Below are 20,606 nucleotides of genomic sequence, written 5' to 3'. Positions count from 1 at the left end.
ATTTTCCTGTGGGAGCTGGCTTGCCTACGATGAGGCCGGCCCAGGCGATGAAGCTCTAGAATTTGCGCCACACGCTGGCCAACCAAGGCTGCTGCTCCCGAGGCAACCCGGTCGGTCGATAGTAATGCTCCAACTCCACAAACCCCGCCTCCGTCAACAGCGCCTGCCACGCCGCGAGGTCGTGATACGAGCCATACCTCGGCCCGTTCCAGCCTTCCTGGTTGTCCCCGCGCGGGTTGGAACTGAACAATACGCCTCCAGGCTTCAACGCCTCATTGAGCTGCTTGAGCACACGCGGCAGTTCCTGTTTGGGAATATGAAACAGCACCGCATTGGCAAAGATTCCGTCAAAGCGTTCGGCGGGCAGAGCGAGCTTGAGGAAATCCTGCTGCAACACCTCACAACCACTGTCTTCGCGCGCCATCTGCGCAAAGCGCTCCGAGCCGTCCAGGCCCACGGCGATATGCCCCATGCGCGTGAATGTCTGTAAATCGCGGCCTGGCCCGCAACCGAAATCCAGCAGCGTAAACGGCGCCTTGCCCTGGATATGCCGCAGCAGTGCGTCGATGTTCTGGCTCACATCGTGATCGCGAGTGCCTTCACGGAAGTCTTCGGCCACTTTGTTGTAGTGGCCGAGGGTGGTGGTGGTGATTTGGTTCAGGTCGTCGGGCTTGAGGGTCATGACAGGTGATACCGGGATTCTTCGATCGTCCGACTATACCCCACCGATCGTTCCCACGCTCTGCGTGGGAATGCAGCCTGGACGCTCTGCGTCTGCTTTGAAAGTCGTGACGCGGAGCATCACATGAGGCATTCCCACGCGGAGCGTGGGAACGATCCTGGCGTCAGCGTTTATTGAGCGCCCGCGCCAGTTGGTCGCCGCCCAACTGAATCACCGCCACCAGCACCACCAGCAGCACGATCACCGTGAGCATGATCTGGGTATCAAAGCGCTGGTAGCCGTAGCGGTAGGCGATGTCGCCCAAGCCGCCCGCGCCAATGGCCCCGGCCATGGCGGACGAATTGATCATGGTCACCAGGGTGATGGTGAATCCGCCGACGATCCCCGGCAGCGCTTCGGGCAACAGCACATGCCAAACGATGTGCCAGCGCCGGCAGCCCATGGCCTGCGCGGCTTCGATCAGGCCGTGGTCGACTTCGCGCAAGCTCACTTCGGCGATGCGCGCGAAAAACGGCGTGGCGGCAATGGTCAGGGGGACCACGGCGGCCCAGACGCCATACGTTGTGCCGACGATCAGCCGGGTAAACGGGATCAGTGCGACCATCAGGATCAGGAACGGAATCGAGCGGAACAGATTGACGAAGGCCCCCAGCACACGGTTCAACGCCGGTGCCTGGTAAATACCGCCCTTATCGCTGGTGACCAGAAACACCGCCAGCGGAATGCCCACCAGCAACGCGATCAGCGACGACACGCCGACCATCAACAAGGTGTCGATGGCGCCCTGCACTAAACGATCAAACCACATAGCCCAGCACCTCCGACTGTTGCGCCCAGTTGCCCGCACGGCTGCGCAGTTCTTCGGCGCCGTGAGGCGAGCCACTCACCGCCAGCAGCAGTTGTCCCAAGGCATGCCCCTGGATGCGTTCCACGCCGCCTTGCAGCAAGCGTACGCGGCCGCCGAGCGCACCGAACAGTGCCGCCAGGTCCGGCTCTTCGGTATCGCTGCCAGTAAATTGCAGGCGCAACACCAGCGCCGCCTCGGGCGACAACGGTGTGGCCTGCAACCGGCTTTGCAGCTCATCGGGCAACCCATGCTGCAATGGTGCCAGCAGGGTTTTGCTGACCTCGTGCCGGGGGTTGCCGAACACCTGCCACACCGGGCCTTGCTCGACGATGCGCCCGTGTTCCAGCACCACCACGCGGTCGCAGATTTCGCGAATCACCGCCATCTCGTGGGTGATCAGCACGATGGTCAGGCCCAGGCGTTTGTTGATCTCGCGCAGCAGTCCGAGGATCGACTGCGTGGTCTCAGGGTCCAGCGCCGAAGTGGCCTCGTCGCAGAGCAAGATCTGTGGGTCGTGCACCAGCGAACGCGCGATACCCACGCGTTGTTTCTGGCCGCCGGAAAGCTGCGCCGGGTAGGCCTTGTGCTTGTCCTGCAGCCCGACCAGTTCCAGCAGTTCACGCACCTTTTGCTCACGCTGCGGCTTGGGCACGCCAGCGACCTTGAGCGGCAACTCGACGTTCTGCCACACGGTCTTGGCCGACATCAGGTTGAAGTGCTGGAAGATCATGCCGATGCGCCGTCGCAGCGCCACCAGGTGGTCCTCGTCGTACTCGCCGATGTCCACCTGATCGATCAGCACCCGGCCGCTGCTGGGGTGTTCCAGGCGGTTGATGGTGCGGATCAGCGACGACTTGCCGGCGCCGCTGCGGCCGATGATGCCGAACACTTCGCCGCGCTGGATCGCCAGGTCGATGCCTTGCAGGGCGTGCACACGGCCGTCGTAGGTCTTGCCCAGGTTGATAAAACGCACATGGGCGCGGTTCAAGTCAGGGTGCAGCTCAGTCTGGTCGGCGTCCCTGGGCGGTGAGCCCAGGTCGCGCACTTGGGCATTGGTGGCGCTCATTGTTTAGCTTCCCAGCCGACTTGGTAGAGCTTGCCGAGGGACTTATCCAGCGCGGCGCGCACCACGGGCGAGTGCTGGTAGATATCGACGAACTTGATCACCCGTGGGTCGGTTTTGCTTTTCGGCTGGATCACGAACTGGATCACGTATTCCGGGTGATCGAGGCCGTCGAACAGCAGCGCCGACTCGGCGTCGAAGGTCTTGGACAGGCGGATATACGCCGGGTAGCCCTGCACCAGGTCGGCATCGTCATAGGCACGCACCAGCTGCACGGCCTCGACCTGCAGGATCTTGATCTTCTTCGGGTTGCTGACGATGTCTTCTTCGGTGGCCTTGTAGCCCACCCCCGGCTTGAGCGTGATCAGCCCGGCCTTGGCCAGCAACTGCAGGCCGCGACCGCTGTTGATCGGGTCATTGGCAATCGCCACGCTGGCGCCCTGGGGCAGGTCTTCGATGCGCTTGTACCGCTTGGAGTACAGGCCCACATTGTTGATGATGCCTGGCGCGTACGGCACCAGGTCAAAGCCGGCGGCGGCCTTGGCGTTTTCCAGGAACGGGATGTGCTGGAAGTAGTTCAGGTCGATATCACCGGCGGCCAGGCTGACGTTGGGCGCGATCCAGTCGGAGAACTCCACCAGTTCGACCTTCAGGCCTTGTTTGCCGGCTTCTTCCACGGCGGCCTCCAAAGGAATGGCGAAGGCGGCGGTGGTGCCGATTTTGAGCGGTGCATCGGCGGCGAATATCGCCGAGCTGAACAACCCGAAGGCCAGGACCAGTGCTTTGACTGGGTGAGTGAGCAGTGTTTTTTTCATAAGAGATTTCCAGTCATAAGGTGTCGGTAGGTAGAGCCGGTGTGTTGTTCGGGCAGGCGAGCGGAGCCATGAAAGACTTTTTCGCGCAGCGTTCCCTGTGCATATTCAGTCTTGTAGGAACCCCGTCGCTGCAGCTCCGGCACCACCAGCTCAATGAAATCCACATAACTTTCCGGCGTAACGATCCGCGTCAGGTTGAAACCATCCAGCCCCGTTTCGCTGATCCACGCTTCCAGCTCATCGGCCACCTGCTCGGGCGAGCCGACCAGGGTGATGTAGCGCCCGCCCAAAGCGTGTTGCTCAAGCAATTTGCGCCGGGTCCAATCGTTGTTCTGCAGGTTCCTGGTGGCCGACTGTATGGCGTTGCTTTTCACGTACTGGATCGGTTCGTCCAGTTCGTACTGGGCAAAATCGATCGCCGTGGACGCCGAAAAATGCGCCACGCCGGCTTCCGCGCTGGCGTAACTCAGGTACTCGGCATGCTTGGCCCAGGCCAGTGCTTCGGTGGCGCCAACGATTACGTTGAGGCCCATGAACACCTTGATGTCATCCGGATTGCGCCCGGCCTCGACCGCACTGGCGCGCACCTTGTCCACTTGCACCTTGGTCGCGGCCTTGTTCTGCCCGCTGATAAACACGCATTCGGCGTGGCGTCCGGCAAACAGCAGGCCACGGTCCGAACTGCCGGCCTGGAACAGCACCGGCGTACGCTGCGGCGACGGCTCGCACAGGTGATAACCCTCCACCTGATAGAACTCGCCACGGTGCTCGACCTTGTGCACCTTGCCCGGCTGCGCGTAGACCCGCGCCTGCGGATCGTTGAGCACCGCGTCGTCTTCCCAACTGCCTTCCCAGAGTTTGTAGAGCACCTCCAGGTATTCGTCGGCCTGGTCGTAGCGGCGGTCATGCTCGACCTGTTCGGTGAGGCCCATGGCCTTGGCGGCGCTGTCGAGGTAGCCGGTGACGATGTTCCAACCCACCCGGCCACGGCTCAGATGGTCCAGCGTGGACATGCGCCGGGCGAACAGATACGGCGGCTCATAGGTGAGGTTGGCGGTGAGGCCGAAGCCGAGGTGCCGGGTAACGGCGGCCATGGCCGAGACCAGCAGCAACGGGTCGTTGACCGGCAGTTGGATCGACTCTTTGAGCGGCACGTCGATGGAGTGTTGATACACGTCATACACGCCGACGATATCGGCGATGAACAGGCCATCGAACAGCCCGCGTTCAAGGGTTTGCGCCAAGTCGGTCCAGTACTCCAAAGTCTTGTACTGGGTGGAGGTGTCCCGTGGATGAGTCCACAGGCCGTGGTTGATATGCCCGATGCAGTTCATGTTGAAGGCGTTGAGCAGGATTTTCTTTTTGCTCATCAGATCGTCCCCCGCAGCGGCGGGTTTGCGTCGTTGAGGTAGTAATTGCCCACCGCGTGGTACTTCCAGCGCACCGGGTCGTGCAGCGTATGCACGCGGGCGTTGCGCCAGTGGCGGTCCAGGCCATGCTCGGCCAGGGTCGCCTGGCTGCCGGCGAGTTCAAACAGGGTGCTGCCGGCGGCCAGGGAAATCTCGGTACTCAGGGCGCGCACTTCTGCCACGGCGATTGAAGCGGCGGCGACGGTTTCGGCGTTGCTGTCGGCCTGGGCACGGTCCAGGAAAACGCCGGCACGCTCAAGCAAGGCTTCGGCGGCGTGCAGGCGGATGCTCAGGTGGCCGAAGCTTTTCAGGGTGAGCGGGTCTTCGGTGGCCTTGTCGCTGCCGGCATCGATCCACGGGCGGGTCCTGGTGCGCACGAAGTGCAGCGCATCTTCAAAGGCGGCGCGGGCGATACCGGTGTCGATGGCGGCGTGAAGGATCTGCGCCAGCGGGCCGACGGTGGTCGGGCGCTCGAAGGCGCTCTGGAACGGGATCACGTCCTGCGCGGCGACCCATACGTTGTCGAATACCACCGAGCCGCTGCCCGTGGTGCGCTGGCCGAAGCCGCTCCAATCATCAATGACCTTCAGGCCTTGGCTGTCGCGCGGGACGAAGGCCAACTGCTGTACGCCGTATTCATCCACCACAGAAGTCGGGATGCGCTGGGCGTAGAGCGCGCCGGTCGAGTAGAACTTGCGGCCATTGATACGCAAGCCGTCACCGTCGCGGGTGAGGGACGTCACGCGGTCATGGGCGGTCTTGGTGCCCAGTTCAGCCAGGGCGTTGCCGAAGCGTTGGCCGGCCAGGACTTCGGCGTAGAGGCGCGCTTGCTGCGCCGGGTTGCCGTTCACGCGCAGCACTTCAAGGGCGTAGAAATGGTTCTGCGGAATCTGTCCCAGGGACGCGTCGGCCTGGGCGATCAGCGCGATGACCTTGGCCAGGGTGACGTTGGACACGCCAGCGCCACCGTAGGCTTTCGGCACGCTGATGCCCCACAGGCCGGAGCGCGAGAACGCGTCCAGCTCGGGTAGGGGCAGGCGGCGCTCGCGGTCGCGGTGGGCGCTGTCGCGGCGAAAGTCTTCGGCCAGGTCGCTGGCGACAATCAGGGCGTGTTCGTCACTGGTGATAACCGCGACGGGGTGAGAAAGGGCCATACGTGTTTCTCCAAAAGCGCTTGGGCGTGTGCTGGTCGGTCAGATCCAGGAATGGCGAGCCGGCAGCGTGCCGTTCAAGCGATACGCGCCCACGGCGTGATATTTCCAGCGCACCGGGTCGTGCAGGGTGTGTACCCGCGCGTTGCGCCAATGCCGGTCGAGGTTGAACTCGGCGAGGGTCGCGCGGCTGCCGGCCAGTTCCAGCAGCTTTTCGCTGGCCAGCAGCGCCACTTCGGTGGTCAACACCTTGGCCTCGGCCACCGCGATCGATGCACGGGCAGCGGACTGCGCAGTGATCGGCGCGGCGCTGACCTGGTCCAGCACTTGGCCGGCCTTGCGCAGCAGGGCTTCGGCGGCGTGCAGTTCGATCTTGAGTTTGCCGATGTCGGCGATCACGTACAGGTCATCACTCGCCCGCTCGACTTTGGCGTCGATCCAGGGGCGCGAACGCTCACGCACGAAGGCGATGGTGTCATCGAGTGCACCGCGCGCAATGCCGGCGTCGATAGCCGCCTGGATCAGTTGCGAGACAGCGCCCTGGAGGGTCGGGCTTTCGCCGATGCGCCAGTTGTCGACGACCAGCTCGGCGTCCACCGCCACCTGGTCCAGCAGCACCGTGCCGCTGGCGGTGGTGCGTTGGCCGAAGCCCGACCAGTCATCGACAATGCGCAGCCCTTCGGTGCCACGGCGCACGAACGCCATGACTTGCTTGCCCTCGTCGTTCAGTGCCTTGATCGCCACCCAATGGGCAAACAGCGCGCCGGTGGAGTAGAACTTCTGGCCGCTGATGACGTAACCGTCGCCCTGGGCGGTGATGCGCGCCTTGAGCTCCAGCGTGTTGCGCGTGCCGCGTTCCGGGCCGCCATTGCCGATGCGCCAGCCGTCGAGCACGCTCTGGAACAGCTGCTTTTTCTGACGCTCGGTGCCCGCGCCCTGCACCAGGTGCAGGATGCCGAAGTGGTTCTGCGGGATCTGCCCGAGGGCCGGGTCTGCCGCGCTGATGATTGCGAACACGTCGGCCAGGGTCACGAAAGACACCTGCGGGCCGCCGTACTCGCGGGGGACGGATATGCTGCCCAGTCCACTGCGGGTGAACTGCTCGATCTGCGCCCACGGCAACTCGCGATCCCTGTCGCGCCTGGCGGCTTGCAGGCGCGCGGCCTGGGCCAGCTCATGGGCAGCGTTAAGCGCCTGCGCATCGTTGCGCAGCACAGCGGCCGGCAACAGCAGGGGGGCTAAATCCCGTTCACGCTGGGGGGGTGTTAGAGCCAAGTTAGACATCAGCGCCGCTCCTTGGCTGCACGTAATGCCCTGGCGTTGTGCACCGGGGTAATCCTGACCATACCGACCTCGCATTCAATGAAATAAAAACAGAAGATTCAAAGATGTCCGGTGGTCCGGTGCATATACCCTAAGCGTGTTAAATATTTAAATAAACTAACTTTTGGGAATATGCATAGAAGGGCTGTCACCCTGGTTCGCACGGTGATCCTGATGGGCGAGGCTGGTAGATCAGTGCAGCCCCCGCCGCGCGGCACTGGGCTTGGGCGGCGATGCGCAAGGTACGGGTGGGCGCCCAGCGGGAATTGTTGCCGACGCGGTCGAGAATGCAGTAGGTCACCTCCAGTCGGCAGTCGTCGCCGGCTTCGATGATCACCGTCGAAGGCACCCACAGGTGCATTGCTCGGCCGACGTCCTGGGCCTGGACCTTCGGCAGATCCAGACGCACATCGCCCCAGCGCAAGGTAATTGCATCGCCGCGGGTCATGTTCAGGTAGGGCTCGATGGTCAGGGGAATACCGCGCCGTACCTGGCGGGCGTTAACGCCGTAGCGGCGAATAGTCTCGGGCAGGCTCACGGGAGCGAGGTTCAGGTTTTCATCGCAGTACAGGGGCGAGGGCTCGCCGCCCGGGTAGAGGGTTTTTACCTGTACTCGCGTTACGGCTGAGCGGGCAGGGGCGTGACCGACTTGCATGACTTGGTAATGCACCTGGGTCGAGCCATCCAGCACGAAACTTTCCGGCACGCGCAGGTGGGTAAACGCGCCGACCTTGCACGCGGTTACCCGGCGGGAAGCGGCAAAACAGTTGTTCCAGAACAGCTCGATCAGGTCGCCTTCATCCATGCCGGGATACGGCGCGATGTCGACCTGCAAATGGGTGGCGGCCAGGGCGTTGATGCCATTGCCAATGGCCTGGGGCAGCGTCGGGGCGGTGAGCAGGGGGCGCGTCATAAATAATCTCCTTGATGCAGCCAGCAGCAATCGTTCCGGACCTTTGGGCGCGGGTGCGCGGGGGGACCGAAATGAACGATTCAATGAGTAGCCGGGATAGGATCCAATCCTCTGGACGCTAGATAAGAGGGTTGGCCGAGGGGCGTCAATGGAGGCAAAGGGCTAAACGGCGGGTTTGAAGATATTCAGAAGGGTCTGACTGACGCGGGGATTTTAAGAGGGCCGAGTTGGCCTGTTTTACGCAGAGATACGGGGATTTCCTGTAGGAGCGAGCTTGCTCGCGAAAAACGTCAACGCTAACGCAGCGCATCTGGTTTACCGCGGCGTACTCAAGTTTTTCGCGAACAAGCTCGCTCCTACAGGGGGGGCTTAGTGGGCGAGGAATTTGCTCAGGAACTGCCTCGTGCGTTCTTCCTTGGGGTTGGCGAACAGCGCCTTGGCTTCGCCTTGTTCCACTATCACGCCCTTGTCGAAGAAGATCACCCGGTTGGCTACATCCCGCGCAAAGCTCATTTCGTGGGTGACGATGACCATGGTGCGGTTTTCTTCGGCGAGGCTGCGGATGGTCGCCAGCACTTCACCCACCAGTTCCGGGTCCAGCGCCGAGGTGGGTTCGTCGAACAGAATCACTTCCGGCTCCATGGCCAACGCGCGCGCAATCGCCACGCGCTGTTGCTGGCCGCCGGACAGGCGCCGTGGGTAGGCGTCTTCCTTGCCTTCCAGGCCCACCCTGGCGAGCAACTTGCGCCCCAGGGCGACAGCGGCGTCGTGTGGCATCTTCTTGACCACCGTGGGGCCTTCGATGACGTTTTCCAGCGCGGTGCGGTGGGGGAACAGGTTGAAACTCTGGAACACAAACCCCACGTGCTGTCGCAAGCGCCGTACCAGGTTTTGCTGCTGGTTGGCGGGCTTGCTGGTGTCGATCTCGATATCGCCTACCTTGATGCGGCCGCTGGTGGGCTGTTCGAGGAAATTCAGGCAGCGCAGAAAGGTGGTCTTGCCGGAACCGCTGGGACCGATGATGGCGATGACTTCGCCCGCCTTGACCTCAAGGTCGATGCCGTTGAGCACCACCTGATCCTTGAATTGTTTGGTCAGTTTTTCAACCACGATCATGCTTCAAGACTCCAGGTCATGCCGGTTGACCCGGTCTTCCAGACGATTCTGCAAATGCGCCAGGATGCTCGCCAGGATCCAGTAGATCAGGGCGGCGGACAGGTACATGGTGAAGATTTCGAAGGTCCGCGCAGACACCAATTGCGCCTGGCGGAACAGCTCGGGCACCTGGATGGTGGCGGCCAGCGCCGTGTCCTTGACCAGCGAAATAAAGCTGTTGCCCAGCGGCGGCAAAGCCGTGCGCATGGCCTGCGGCAGGATGGCCCGGCGCAGGGTCTGCGCACGGGTCATGCCGATGCTGGCTGCCGCTTCCCACTGGCCGCGCTCGATCGAGCCGATGGCGGCGCGCAGGATTTCACAGGCATACGCGGCCATGTTCAGCGAAAAGCCGATCATGGCCGCCGGAATCGGATCCAGCTCGATGCCCACCTGGGGCAGGCCGTAATAGATCAGAAACAGCTGTACCAGCAACGGCGTGCCGCGAAAGAACGACACATAGACCCGGGCGAGCCAACTCACCAGCTTGAAGCGCGACAAGCGCATCAAGGCCAGGCCGAAGCCCAGCAGCAAGCCGAAAAACATCCCGCCGAGGCTGAGAATCACCGTGTAATACGCGCCCTTGAGCAGAAAGGGCGCGGAGTCCAGCGCGAGTTGGAAACCTGCTTCCATTATTGAGTGACGTCAGCGTTGAAGTACTTCTCGGACAGCTTCTTCAGGGTGCCGTCGGCGCGCAGTTTGTCCAGGGCCTTGTTCACGGCGTCGAGCAGTTCAGGTTCGCCTTTGCGCAGGGCGATACCGGATTCCTGGCGGGAGAACGCATCGCCCGCAGCGGCGGTGTCAGGTGCTTTCTTGGCGTATTCCAACGCGGCCAGACGGTCGATCAGGATGGCGTCGATACGGCCGATGCGCAGGTCTTGGAACTTGGTCGGGTCGTCGTTGTAAGTCTTGATTATGGCTTTAGGCTGGTTGTCCTTGAGCCATTGTTCGTAGTTGGTGCCCAGGCCCACCCCGACTTTCTTGCCGGCCAGGTCGTTGGCGGTCTTGATGTTGTCGACGTTCTTCTTCAGCACCAGCGCTTGAATACCGGAGACGGTGTAAGGCTTTGAGAAATCGTATTTCTTCTTGCGCTCGTCGGAGATGGTCACTTGGTTGACCACGGCGTCCAGTCGCTTGGATTCCAGCGCGGCGAGGATGCCATCCCATGGCGTGGCTTGCAGCTTGACCTTGACCCCCAGCTCCTTGGCCAGCGCTTCGGACAGCTCCACTTCGAAGCCTGTGAGCTTGCCGCTTTCATCGACGAAACTGAACGGCGGGTAGGTGCCTTCCAGGCCGATCTTGATCTCGCCCGCTTTCTTGATGTTGCTCAATTGCTCGCCGGCGATTGCCTGGCCCATCAGGCCAGCCCCGAGTGCCAAGCCCAAAGTGCCAACCAGCAACGTACGACGCAATACGGAAATAGTCATGAAGAGCCCCTGTGTTTTTATGTTGAGCGAAGCAGGTGACGCGATAGTCGTATCCTGCCTTAAAGCGCGTAGCGCGTCTTCGCCTACGGCGCGACTATAAAGCCGGTTTCTAAGACTTGAAAATAATATAAATCAAAATTTATATTCTATTTTTGAATATGTATTCATTTTTATATGGGAGCTGGCAAGCCAGCTCCCACATTCTTTATCCGTGTTGATTCAGTTGAACACTGAGTCATAGGCGAACAGTGCCGGCGCGCCACCGGTATGCAGGAAAATGATCGGCCCGTCTTCAAACCGGTTACGCCCGATACCGTCCAGCAAGCCGGCCATGGCCTTGCCCGTGTAGACCGGGTCCAGCAGCAGGCCTTCCTGGCTCGCCAATAACTTGACCGCCGAAAGGGTGCCGGCGTTCGGTTCGCCGTAGCGCGGGCCGAAATATTCGTCCCACAGGATCACTTTGAAGGCTTCGGGAATCTGCACACCCAGCAACTCGGCGGTGCGCTCGGCCAGGCCCTGTACTTTCGGGCGCTGGGCTTCGTCGGTGCGGGAGACAGTCACGCCGATCACGGGCAGGTGCGGCAGCGCTTCGCTCAAGGCCAGGGCGAGGCCGCTGTGGGTCCCCGCGCTGCCGGACGCCAGCACCACGGCGGCAAACTCGAGGCCGCTGGCTTCGATCTGTCCCGCCAGTTCCAGCCCGGCGCGTACGTAGCCCAGGGCGCCAAGGGCGTTGGAGCCGCCGATAGGCACAAGGTAGGGCTTCTTGCCGTTGCTGCGCAGGCGGTCGGCAAGGGCATTGAGTTGGTCGTCGGCATTGTCGAGGTTCTCGACCAATTCCACCTTGGCGTCAAACAGGTCCAGCAGCAAGCGGTTGCCGTTGCCCAGGTAGTTGGGGTCTTCGGTGCCGGTGGGGTTTTCCAGCAGGGCGACGCAGCCCAGGCCGAGCTTGGCGGCCAGTGCGGCGGTCTGGCGCACATGGTTGGACTGCAGGGCGCCGGCGGTCACCAGGGTGTCCGCGCCCTGGGCGATGGCGTCGGCGGCGAGGTATTCGAGTTTGCGCAGCTTGTTGCCGCCCATCGCCAGCGGCGTGGTGTCGTCGCGCTTGACGTAGACGTCCCTGCCCAACCAGGCCGACAGCCGCTCGAGTTTTTCCAGGGCAGTGGCGCCGCCCAGCAGATCCAGGCGGTTAAAACGGTCGAGCTGTTGTTTGATCATGGCTGCGCACGGTTGAGGAATACAGGGCGACTATAGGCAGGCACTTTTCATCGGGCAACCGTCAATCGCTTATTCCGGCGAGTGCTTGCGGTCGCACCATTGGTTCTTAAGGGCAGCCGGGGTGCATGCCGTAAAGTGATGGTCATTTCGTCAGGAGTGAATACCGTGAGTGAACGTTCCAGCCATTGGCAATTGCAGACCATCGTCAGCCAGCTGCGCGGCGCCCGGGACCAGTGGCGAGCGCGCAATGGGCGCTTGAGTGGCGAGCATGGCGGCCGCGAGTTGCCGTCCCGCGAGGCCGTGGCGCAGATTCTCGAAGCGCTGTGCGGTGCGCTGTTCCCCATGCGCCTGGGGCCGGTGGACTTGCGTGAGGAAAGCGAAGATTTCTACGTGGGCCACACCCTGGATGTCGCCTTGAATGCCTTGCTGGCCCAGGCCCGCCTGGAGCTGCGTTACGCCGCGCGCCAGGGCGCCAAGGATGACAGCGAAGTCGATGCGCTGGCCATCCGGCTGATCCAGGATTTCGCCCTGGCCCTGCCGTCCCTGCGCACGGTGTTGGACACCGACGTACTTGCCGCCTACCACGGCGACCCGGCGGCGCGCAGCGTGGACGAAGTGCTGCTGTGCTACCCAGGCATCCTGGCGGTGATTCACCACCGCCTGGCCCATCACCTGTATCGCGCGGGCTTGCCGCTGTTGGCGCGGATCTGCGCCGAAATCGCTCACTCCGCCACTGGCATCGATATCCACCCCGGCGCGCAGATCGGCCCGAGCTTCTTCATCGACCACGGGACCGGCGTGGTGATCGGCGAAACCGCGATCATCGGCGAGCGCGTGCGCATCTACCAGGCTGTGACGCTGGGCGCCAAGCGGTTCCCGGCGGATGAAGACGGGCAATTGCAAAAGGGCCATCCTCGCCATCCGATTGTCGAGGATGATGTGGTGATCTATGCCGGCGCCACGATCCTGGGACGCATCACCATCGGCAAAGGGTCAACCATAGGCGGTAACGTCTGGCTGACCCGCAGCGTGCCGGCGGGCGCGAATATCAGCCAGGCAAACGTGCAGCTTGGCGATGGCGCGCAGTGAGCGTTTCAGTCATCAAGCCTGCCCAGTGAAAGGCGGGTTTGTTCGCGCAACCATTCGTTGCGCCGGGCTGCCAGATCGTTGTAGACCTGCTCGTACAGCGTGTCGGACATGACTTGGTCGGGGACGACCCGGTCTTCTATCTGCAGCTGCTCCACGATGCTTCTCAACGCTTGGCGCTTTTCGGCTTTTTGCGCTTCATTGAGACCCTGGGCTTGGGCAAATGCTTTTTGCTCGCTGTTCAGGTCGTCGAAAAGCATCAGCTGTTGCCCGATGTTTTCTTCATTCGCCGCGTAATCCTGCGCATAGTGTTCCTTGAGGAAGGCCTCCCAGTACGGTTCCTTCAGCATCCGGTCTACCAGCCCGTCGCCTTCACTCAGGGTCTGCACGGCGGTGAGCGCGTGGGTGATACTGGCTTGCGGCACATTGGCGGTGTTGCGGTACACCATGTTGTCGCTGATCCAAGGCAATTCGAGCTGTCGGGACAGGCGCGTCTGGTAGGCCAGGTAGACGCCTACTTCGTCGACAGTGCCGGGTTCGCCATCGACCACCTCGCTGGTCAGTCGCAAACCTTGCCCGCCTTGGTCGAGGGGTTTGAGGCGGTCGGCGATGTCCGCGCGAATCACGTGGTTCAACAGTTTGAGCCTGGCGCTGCCCCTGGCCAGCCTGGCGAGCCCTTCTTCGCGTTCGGCGGGCGTTTTGCTGTAAAGCTCAAGCCCACGGCTTGTGACCATGATTCCCATTTCGGTGAATATCTGGCTGCCGGCATCCGGACACAATCCTGGAAAGCTGGACATTCGGAACAGCGTCTCGCGCAGCTCGGGATCGGCGTGCATGCTCGACAGCATGTACCGCACTTGGGAGGTCAGAATGGGCGTGTTGTGGGCGTAGCGCAGTTCATCTTCGATGTCCTCAAAGAACTCGGGTGGCTCCAGCTTTTTGAGGACTTCGAAAAAGCCTTGTGAGCCGTGCTCCTCTTCCAGATCGTCCCAAATGGATTCGAATTTGAGCCTGTTATAATCGTCCAGTTCGTCGACCCAGAATTCGTAGTCGCCCTGAGGTTCGTAGGTGCGATGAGGGTCATACCCCACAGAGCGTCTATGCTCCTCCCAGAGGGTTTTGGCGTCGGCGCTCAGGGTCGAGTAATCCAGCCGAGTGGTGGCGATAATAAAAGACTCGTCACCACCGGTGGCGACATCCGGAACCGTGGTAACAGGGTTGCCCTGAAGCTTCAGCAGAAACAGCGCGTCTCGCTCCTGCGCGAACAAGCCGGTCGGCCATTCGCTGATGCCTGTTCGTGAGAGATCAAGCTCCATCAAGTTGGGCATTCTGCTGATATCCGGCACTTGGCCCAGCGGATTATTGGAAAGGTACAAGCCTTGTAGAGACGTCAGGTTGCGCAACTGCGCGACGCCATTGGCGTCCAGGGCAATCTGGTTTTTGCTCAGGTTGAGCGCGGTCAGCGAGCGCATCTGCGCGATGGCCGGGGGTAGCCGATCCAGGCTGTTGTCTGACAGGTCCAGCACGAGCAGATCGGGAAAATGCCGCAAGAATCCGGCGTGGTTCGTAGAAAAATTACAGTCGTTGAGTATTAGGCGTTTGACCAGCCTGAAATCGTTCGGCAACAACGGCACATCATCGGGCCACGGGTTTTCGCTGAGGTCCAGTGTGACCAGCCGGCCTTGTGGGTAGTTCGGGTCATGCAATTGGGTGTAGCCCTCGCGCCAGGCGTCTTTCAATTGCGAGGCAAAGCGGGCTCTTGAGCGTCGTGTGACGGCTTCCAAGCGGCTGCCCGCCGGGCCTTGGGTGGGGGACTGAATGTAAGCGTCCAACGCAGCCTCAAGGGCTTTTCCCTCGTGCTCCATTTGCTCCAGTTCAGCGATGCCTTCAGCGCTTTCTGCGAGTTGGGCAAGCTGTTTTACCCCTTGTTCGGACATCTCCGGCAGCCACTGCTTGATACGTCCTTGCACGGTCACTGGCCTGGCCTGTACCTCAACGCCGCGCAGCGTGCTGGAGTTGCCGCCCCCGAGCAACGTGAGCGTCTCGCGCTCCGCCCGTGCGCGGATTGGCGGCTCCGTCAGCGTCAAGCGCCGCTCGACGGGGGAGGTGGTGGTCTTGACCAGCCATGACCGCAGGTGATCACCGTCGATGAAGCGCGTGTCGGCGGGCATGGCCTGGAACACCGCGCTGTAAAAATCAGTGGCACCGTGGACCAATTTGTCTTGTGCATCGAAAACCCGGTACTGGCCTTTTCGATTGCGCACCAGGATGCGAACGTGTTCAGCGTCCTCTGCGCCGACCTGGCTTCGCAGCTCGCCGGTAGTTGTTCTTTCACGGATTTGAATGCGCAGGTTCGCCACCCCATCGGAATGAATCCTGAGGGTATTGAGCACCAGGTTTTCGGTCTGCACCGTCGGTGCCTCGGCTTGAAGGATCTGCTCGAACATGCGTGAACTGCAGGTTTCGAAATCCAGCTCGCGCGCCTGGTTTTTGATGTCCAGCGGCAGCCGGTTTTGCTCCTCCATCACACGCAGGTGGCGGCGACGGGTATGGCTGACCAACCGTTGGGCAACGCTCAGTGGCAACTCGGGGTACTGTTCGCGAAGCAATTGGATATGCGGGTCGCTGCTGGTTTCCTGGCGGGCGTAGAGGTCCTGGGCAAGTGTTTCGCTCATGGTCTCGACATAGGCGGCCAGTCGCTCGCGCAGTGCTTGTGCCCGTTCCTCCTCGGGGATTACCTCGCCGAGCACGGCAGCGAGTTGTTGTTCATCCAGGAACGCCACGACTTTTTCCGCCAACTTGCCTGACATCACCTCGGCGATACTGACGGACAGGGCATTTTGGCCTTGCGCTGTCGCATCGCCATAGCGACGCGGTACGCCTGACATATCCGCGTGCGGGTACACCAACAGGGCTTTGTCCTGAGGCCAGCCTTCAAGCTCGGTGACCATTTGTTCGAACCAGTCGGCGGACGGGTCCAGCGCGCGTCCCTCGCGAATGTTATTCATGCTCAGGCTGAGCTGCCGCTCATTGTTAAAGCGTTTGAGGGTGTCAGCCAGCAACGGCGGGGTGGGCTCATTGTGGACGTACATATGGCGCAGTGCCCCAAAGTCGACGCCGCTGATAAGGCGAACCTGCTCCAGCTCGCCGGCGCTCAGGCCGTGGGTTTGCGGCCCCAGGCGCCGCAGCAGGCGTGCGTTGTTCCAGGCTCTGGGCTGTTCACCCTCGAACACGCAGGCGCCGCTGCCATTGAGTCGCGCCGGTGGCCGATAAGCGTCGGCGCGCTTGGGGTGTGCCAGATAGAAGGCTTCGGTGATTGGGTCTTGGCGGACCTCATAGCGCTGGTTTTCAACCTGGGCGATCCGCTTGCCTTGATGATGGTGCAGGCCGCTTTCGTCCGGCACGTGGCCGCTGGGCAGGCGCAGATTGACGTGTTGGTAAGGCGCCAGGTCCGGGTTCCATAAACGCTTTTCGCCGCGAGAGGTTCGCACCGGTTTTAGCGTGTCGACAAACGACGACAACTTAACCTTGGCAAGCTCACCGATTGTGGCGCCCGCGTGGAACAGCGCCAGTTGTACGGCGTTGTCGGCGATCGACACTAAATGCTCCCAGGCTTCACGTTGCAGGCCTTCGGCCCAGTCAACGATGCCTTCGAACACATCGTCAAGCATCTGGTAGGCGGTATAGGCCAGCATCAGCTCTCCTAGAAACGGCACGAACGGCGTCGCCACCAGCAGCGCGGCGTTGAAGATGTCCGAGAGCATTTTTTCCAGGTTGTCCCACCAGGCCAGCCGCGCAATACGGTCGGCGGACTCGGTGGAGATCGCGATGGTGCGTGCATCGTTGAGCAATTTGCTCAGCTTGCCCTCGTAAAGGTAATGCCAGAGGTTGTTTTGGCTGGAGCCCTGTACGCGCCGTTGGCTGTCGTCCCGAATGGCCAGGGTTTTAAATTGCAGGTTAGGCGCCTGCATCGGCTCCGGGCGCCAACTCGGTCGGCTGTCTCCTGGTTTCTTGTCGTGCCAGCGCACGTTGGCGAGCAGGTCGTTGAGCTGATAAAAGAAACGACCGCGATCTTCATGGGCCACAAATTGGCTGAAAAACTGCTGGTAGCTGGGGCGCGATAGGTCAGGGGGCGGCGTTCGGTCACGCAATTGCCCCGTCAGTTCTTTGATGAAGGCTTCGGAGGAAGGGTATTCCTTGAGCGGGTGGGCGGGGTCTTGAGGGATATACACCAGTATCCTGCGCAGGCCGGCATCCAGGCGAATGGGCGAAATGACCAGAATACCGGTCAGGCGAGTGTCCAGCAGGTTCAGGGTGTACAGGTCGGCAGCCTGCCCATCCAGCTGCAAGGGGCCTTCTGTGAGAAGTAAGGTCTGGATGAGGGCATGGCTCTGCTCTGTGATGTCGCGCCGGGCAAGCGCCAAGTGCGCGGCGCTGTTCAAGCCGGCCTGCAAATTGGCGATCACGGTTTGCCGCAACGTGGCATCGTGCAGCGGATTGTCCAGGCCCAGTACGGCGGTGATGTGCTGCTGGTAGCGGGCCCCGATGTCCAGGCTACGGCACAGGGCCTTGAACGTATCGGCGGTGAGGCGCTGGCCGGTCACGGCGTGTACGAAGGTCAACTGTTCACGCTGGCCCCTGGCATCGGCCGGCGACAGGAACGCGTAGTCGGCGAAAGTTTCGCCGGCGGAAAAATTATGCAGTGCGGCTTCGAGCAAAGACGTCGTTCGGGCGCTGACGCCTGGCTGCACATTGATTGCCCACCAGGCCAACTTGGCCGGTGCGTATAGACGAATTGAAGTACGCAGTACGTCGATATCGCCGTATTCGCGCAGGGCGTCTTTAAGCAAGGGTTCAGCGAAAGCCTTGATATCGCGTAACTGCGCGAAGCGCTTGTCCACGGCATTCTGGCTTGCCCAATGACCGTCGAGCGACCGTTTGAACGCCTGGCGGCGGGGGGCGGTGGGTGCAGAGTGATGAACCGTGGCGATCTGCGGCGAATGTTGCTTCAACGCCATTAGACGTCGCGCAGAAGTGCGGGGCAGCCAAGGCGGCAGTTGTTGCTGGATGAAGTCTAAGTGAATCGGTATGTCAGACATGGCGCGATGACCTTTAGAAAGAGCCTGGGTCATCCGATTGTGTTAAGCCTGCCTGCGCAAAAAACCGCAAATATTGCTCGGTATTGTATGACCGCTCTGAAAAGTCTGTGCTGAACGTTTTGCCGTCTGCGCCCCTCATACCATTCCCTGACCTGGCGTAGGAATTGTCTACCGCTCGGCCCTGCGATTAGCCCCGCACCGCCTGTCCATGTTTAAATTGAATGCTCGTTCAAGTTAAACCCGGTGGTTCGCTGCCCGCTCACAACAGGAGGCTTACCTTTGCTGAGTCCGTTATTTACAGCCACATCTCATACTCCCGGGGTGCATCGTTCATGAGTGCATCGTCTACCCCATCCAGCGGCCTGGTGCGCATGAATGCACCGGTGTTCTACTTTGCCGCCACATTCATTCTGCTGTTCGGCATCACGGTCATCGCTATCCCGCAACAGGCCGGCGCCTGGCTGCTGGCGGCGCAAAACTGGGCGGCCAATACGGTCGGCTGGTACTACATGCTGGCGATGACGCTGTATCTGGTCTTCGTGGTGGTCACCGCGCTATCGGGCTACGGCAAGATAAAACTCGGTGCCGACCACGACGAGCCCGAATTCAGCTACCTGTCCTGGGCCGGCATGCTGTTCGCCGCGGGCATCAGCATCACGCTGTTCTTCTTCTGCGTGTCCGAGCCGCTGACGCACCTGGTGCAACCGCCCCAGGGCGCGCCGATGAACGCCGATGCCGCGCGCCAGGCCATGCAGATCCTGTTTCTGCACTGGGGCTTGCACGGCTGGGGGGTGTTTGCGTTTGTGGGCATGGCCCTGGCGTACTTCGCCTACCGGCACAACCTACCGCTGGCGCTGCGTTCGGCGCTGTACCCGCTGATCGGCAAGCGCATCAACGGCCCCATCGGTTACGCGGTGGATGGCTTCGGCATCATTGCCACGGTGTTCGGCCTCGGCGCCGACATGGGCTTTGGCGTACTGCACCTCAATGCCGGTCTCGACTACCTGTTTGGCATTGCCCATACCCAGTGGATCCAGGTCGGCTTGATCACCCTGATGATGGGCGCGGCGATCCTGGTCGCCGTGGCAGGCGTCGACAAAGGCGTGCGGGTGATGTCCGACATCAACATGCTGCTGGCCTGTGCGCTGCTGCTGTTCGTCTTGTTCGCCGGGCCCACCCAGCACTTGCTCAACACCTTGATCCAGAACATCGGCGACTACCTGGGCGCCTTGCCGACCAAGAGTTTCGACGTGTACGCCTACGACAAACCCAGCGACTGGCTGGGCGGTTGGACAGTGTTCTACTGGGCCTGGTGGATCGCATGGTCGCCGTTCGTGGGCCTGTTCATCGCACGTATTTCCCGTGGCCGTACCATTCGCGAATTCGTGTTCGGCGTGCTGCTGATCCCGCTGGGTTTCACCCTGGCGTGGATGTCGATCTTCGGCAACAGCGCCATCGATCAGGTGCTCAACCACGGCATGACCGCGCTCGGTCAGTCGGCGATCGATGACCCGTCGATGAGCCTCTACCTGTTGCTGGAAACCTACCCGTGGAGCAAGACGGTCATCGCGGTCACGGTATTTATCAGCTTTGTGTTCTTCGTCACCTCGGCTGACTCCGGCACGGTGGTGCTGTCGACCTTGTCGTCCAAGGGCGGCAACGCCGACGAAGACGGACCGAAATGGCTGCGGGTGTTCTGGGGCGCGATGACGGCGCTGGTCACCAGTGCCTTGCTGTTCGCTGGCAGTATCGATTCGCTCAAATCGGCGGTGGTGCTGACGTCGTTGCCGTTCTCGATGATTTTGCTGCTGATGATGTGGGGGCTGCACAAGGCTTTCTACCTCGAGTCGCAGAAGCAGATCGCCCAACTGCACTCGCTGGCACCCATCTCGGCATCACGCAAGGGGCGCGGCGGTTGGCGTCAGCGCTTGAGCCAGGCGGTGCATTTTCCGTCGCGCGATGAGGTGTATCGCTTCCTTGAGTCGACGGTGCGCCCGGCAATCGAAGAAGTGACGGCGGTGTTCGTCGAGAAGGGCCTGAGCGTGGTCACCCAGCCCGACCCGTCCAACGACAGCGTCAGCCTGGAAATCGGCCACGGCGAAGAGCATCCCTTCATCTACCAGGTGCAAATGCGCGGTTACTTCACGCCGTCGTTCGCACGGGGTGGCATGGGCTCCAAGGAAATCAACAATCGTCGCTACTACCGGGCGGAAGTGCACTTGAGCGAAGGCAGCCAGGACTACGACCTGGTGGGCTACACCAAGGAGCAGATCATCAACGACATCCTCGACCAGTACGAGCGGCATTTGCAGTTCCTGCATTTGGTTCGCTGAAACTTGACGCCATGCCATTCCACCCCGGCAGGAAATTGCTGTAAAACGCAAAGGGCAGACTTAAGCGATTCAGCTGGTTAAAACGCCAGGG

At 61.5% G+C, this 20,606-nt stretch carries 15 protein-coding genes; 2 read left to right on the top strand and 13 right to left on the bottom strand.

Features of this window, described 5'->3' with window-relative positions; translation table 11 throughout:
• Positions 1-55 precede the first annotated feature (55 nt).
• From ACLH0H_RS07875 to ACLH0H_RS07820, 12 genes are all read right to left on the bottom strand, one after another.
• Positions 56-682 (bottom strand): class I SAM-dependent methyltransferase, encoded by a 627-nt coding sequence (locus tag ACLH0H_RS07875; protein WP_411381600.1) that lies wholly within the window; start codon positions 680-682, stop codon positions 56-58.
• 163 nt (positions 683-845) lie between these two features.
• Positions 846-1,490 (bottom strand): methionine ABC transporter permease, encoded by a 645-nt coding sequence (locus ACLH0H_RS07870; RefSeq protein ID WP_411381599.1) that lies wholly within the window; start codon positions 1,488-1,490, stop codon positions 846-848.
• Complete coding sequence (locus ACLH0H_RS07865; protein ID WP_411381598.1) at positions 1,480-2,595, bottom strand: methionine ABC transporter ATP-binding protein; 1,116 nt, start codon at positions 2,593-2,595, stop codon at positions 1,480-1,482. Before ACLH0H_RS07865 ends, ACLH0H_RS07870 begins: the two co-directional genes overlap by 11 nt.
• Positions 2,592-3,407, bottom strand: a complete 816-nt coding sequence (locus ACLH0H_RS07860; RefSeq protein ID WP_411381597.1) for a MetQ/NlpA family ABC transporter substrate-binding protein — start codon at positions 3,405-3,407, stop codon at positions 2,592-2,594. The genes ACLH0H_RS07865 and ACLH0H_RS07860 overlap by 4 nt, the downstream gene beginning before the upstream one ends.
• Positions 3,404-4,777, bottom strand: coding sequence for an LLM class flavin-dependent oxidoreductase (locus ACLH0H_RS07855; RefSeq protein ID WP_411381596.1), 1,374 nt, complete (start codon positions 4,775-4,777; stop codon positions 3,404-3,406). Before ACLH0H_RS07855 ends, ACLH0H_RS07860 begins: the two co-directional genes overlap by 4 nt.
• Positions 4,777-5,970 carry an SfnB family sulfur acquisition oxidoreductase gene (locus ACLH0H_RS07850; protein WP_411381595.1) on the bottom strand — a complete coding sequence of 398 codons (1,194 nt, stop codon included), beginning with the start codon at positions 5,968-5,970 and terminating at the stop codon, positions 4,777-4,779. The genes ACLH0H_RS07855 and ACLH0H_RS07850 overlap by 1 nt, the downstream gene beginning before the upstream one ends.
• A gap of 39 nt (positions 5,971-6,009) precedes the next feature.
• Positions 6,010-7,251, bottom strand: a complete 1,242-nt coding sequence (locus tag ACLH0H_RS07845; RefSeq protein ID WP_411381594.1) for an SfnB family sulfur acquisition oxidoreductase — start codon at positions 7,249-7,251, stop codon at positions 6,010-6,012.
• Between the two features lie 187 nt (positions 7,252-7,438).
• Complete coding sequence (locus ACLH0H_RS07840; RefSeq protein WP_411381593.1) at positions 7,439-8,203, bottom strand: hypothetical protein; 765 nt, start codon at positions 8,201-8,203, stop codon at positions 7,439-7,441.
• A 369-nt stretch (positions 8,204-8,572) separates the two neighbouring features.
• A complete protein-coding gene (gene tcyN / locus ACLH0H_RS07835; protein ID WP_411381592.1) occupies positions 8,573-9,319 on the bottom strand; it encodes an L-cystine ABC transporter ATP-binding protein TcyN in 747 nt (248 codons plus the stop codon).
• 3 nt (positions 9,320-9,322) lie between these two features.
• On the bottom strand, positions 9,323-9,988 hold the full coding sequence (gene tcyL / locus ACLH0H_RS07830; protein WP_010214112.1) for a cystine ABC transporter permease: 666 nt from the start codon (positions 9,986-9,988) through the stop codon (positions 9,323-9,325).
• On the bottom strand, positions 9,988-10,782 hold the full coding sequence (gene tcyJ / locus ACLH0H_RS07825) for a cystine ABC transporter substrate-binding protein (protein ID WP_411381591.1): 795 nt from the start codon (positions 10,780-10,782) through the stop codon (positions 9,988-9,990). The genes tcyL and tcyJ overlap by 1 nt, the downstream gene beginning before the upstream one ends.
• A gap of 219 nt (positions 10,783-11,001) precedes the next feature.
• Positions 11,002-11,997: a D-cysteine desulfhydrase gene (locus ACLH0H_RS07820; RefSeq protein WP_411381590.1), complete on the bottom strand. Its 996-nt coding sequence runs from the start codon at positions 11,995-11,997 to the stop codon at positions 11,002-11,004.
• A gap of 165 nt (positions 11,998-12,162) precedes the next feature.
• On the opposite strand from ACLH0H_RS07820, the gene epsC reads away from it, so the two are divergent.
• Positions 12,163-13,086 carry a serine O-acetyltransferase EpsC gene (epsC, locus tag ACLH0H_RS07815; RefSeq protein ID WP_411381589.1) on the top strand — a complete coding sequence of 308 codons (924 nt, stop codon included), beginning with the start codon at positions 12,163-12,165 and terminating at the stop codon, positions 13,084-13,086.
• A 5-nt stretch (positions 13,087-13,091) separates the two neighbouring features.
• Here the strand turns inward: epsC and ACLH0H_RS07810 are convergent, their stop codons facing one another.
• Positions 13,092-18,182, bottom strand: a complete 5,091-nt coding sequence (locus tag ACLH0H_RS07810; protein WP_411381588.1) for a dermonecrotic toxin domain-containing protein — start codon at positions 18,180-18,182, stop codon at positions 13,092-13,094.
• A 371-nt stretch (positions 18,183-18,553) separates the two neighbouring features.
• Between ACLH0H_RS07810 and betT the strand changes: the two genes are divergently transcribed.
• Positions 18,554-20,515 (top strand): choline transporter BetT, encoded by a 1,962-nt coding sequence (gene betT, locus ACLH0H_RS07805; RefSeq protein WP_165448091.1) that lies wholly within the window; start codon positions 18,554-18,556, stop codon positions 20,513-20,515.
• The last annotated feature ends 91 nt before the right edge of the window (positions 20,516-20,606 follow it).

Source organism: Pseudomonas sp. MPB26 (genome assembly GCF_046605355.1).
GTDB lineage: Bacteria > Pseudomonadota > Gammaproteobacteria > Pseudomonadales > Pseudomonadaceae > Aquipseudomonas > Aquipseudomonas cedrina.
The sequence above is the reverse complement of the archived record's forward strand: the minus strand, read 5'-3'. Positions and strand labels throughout refer to the sequence as shown.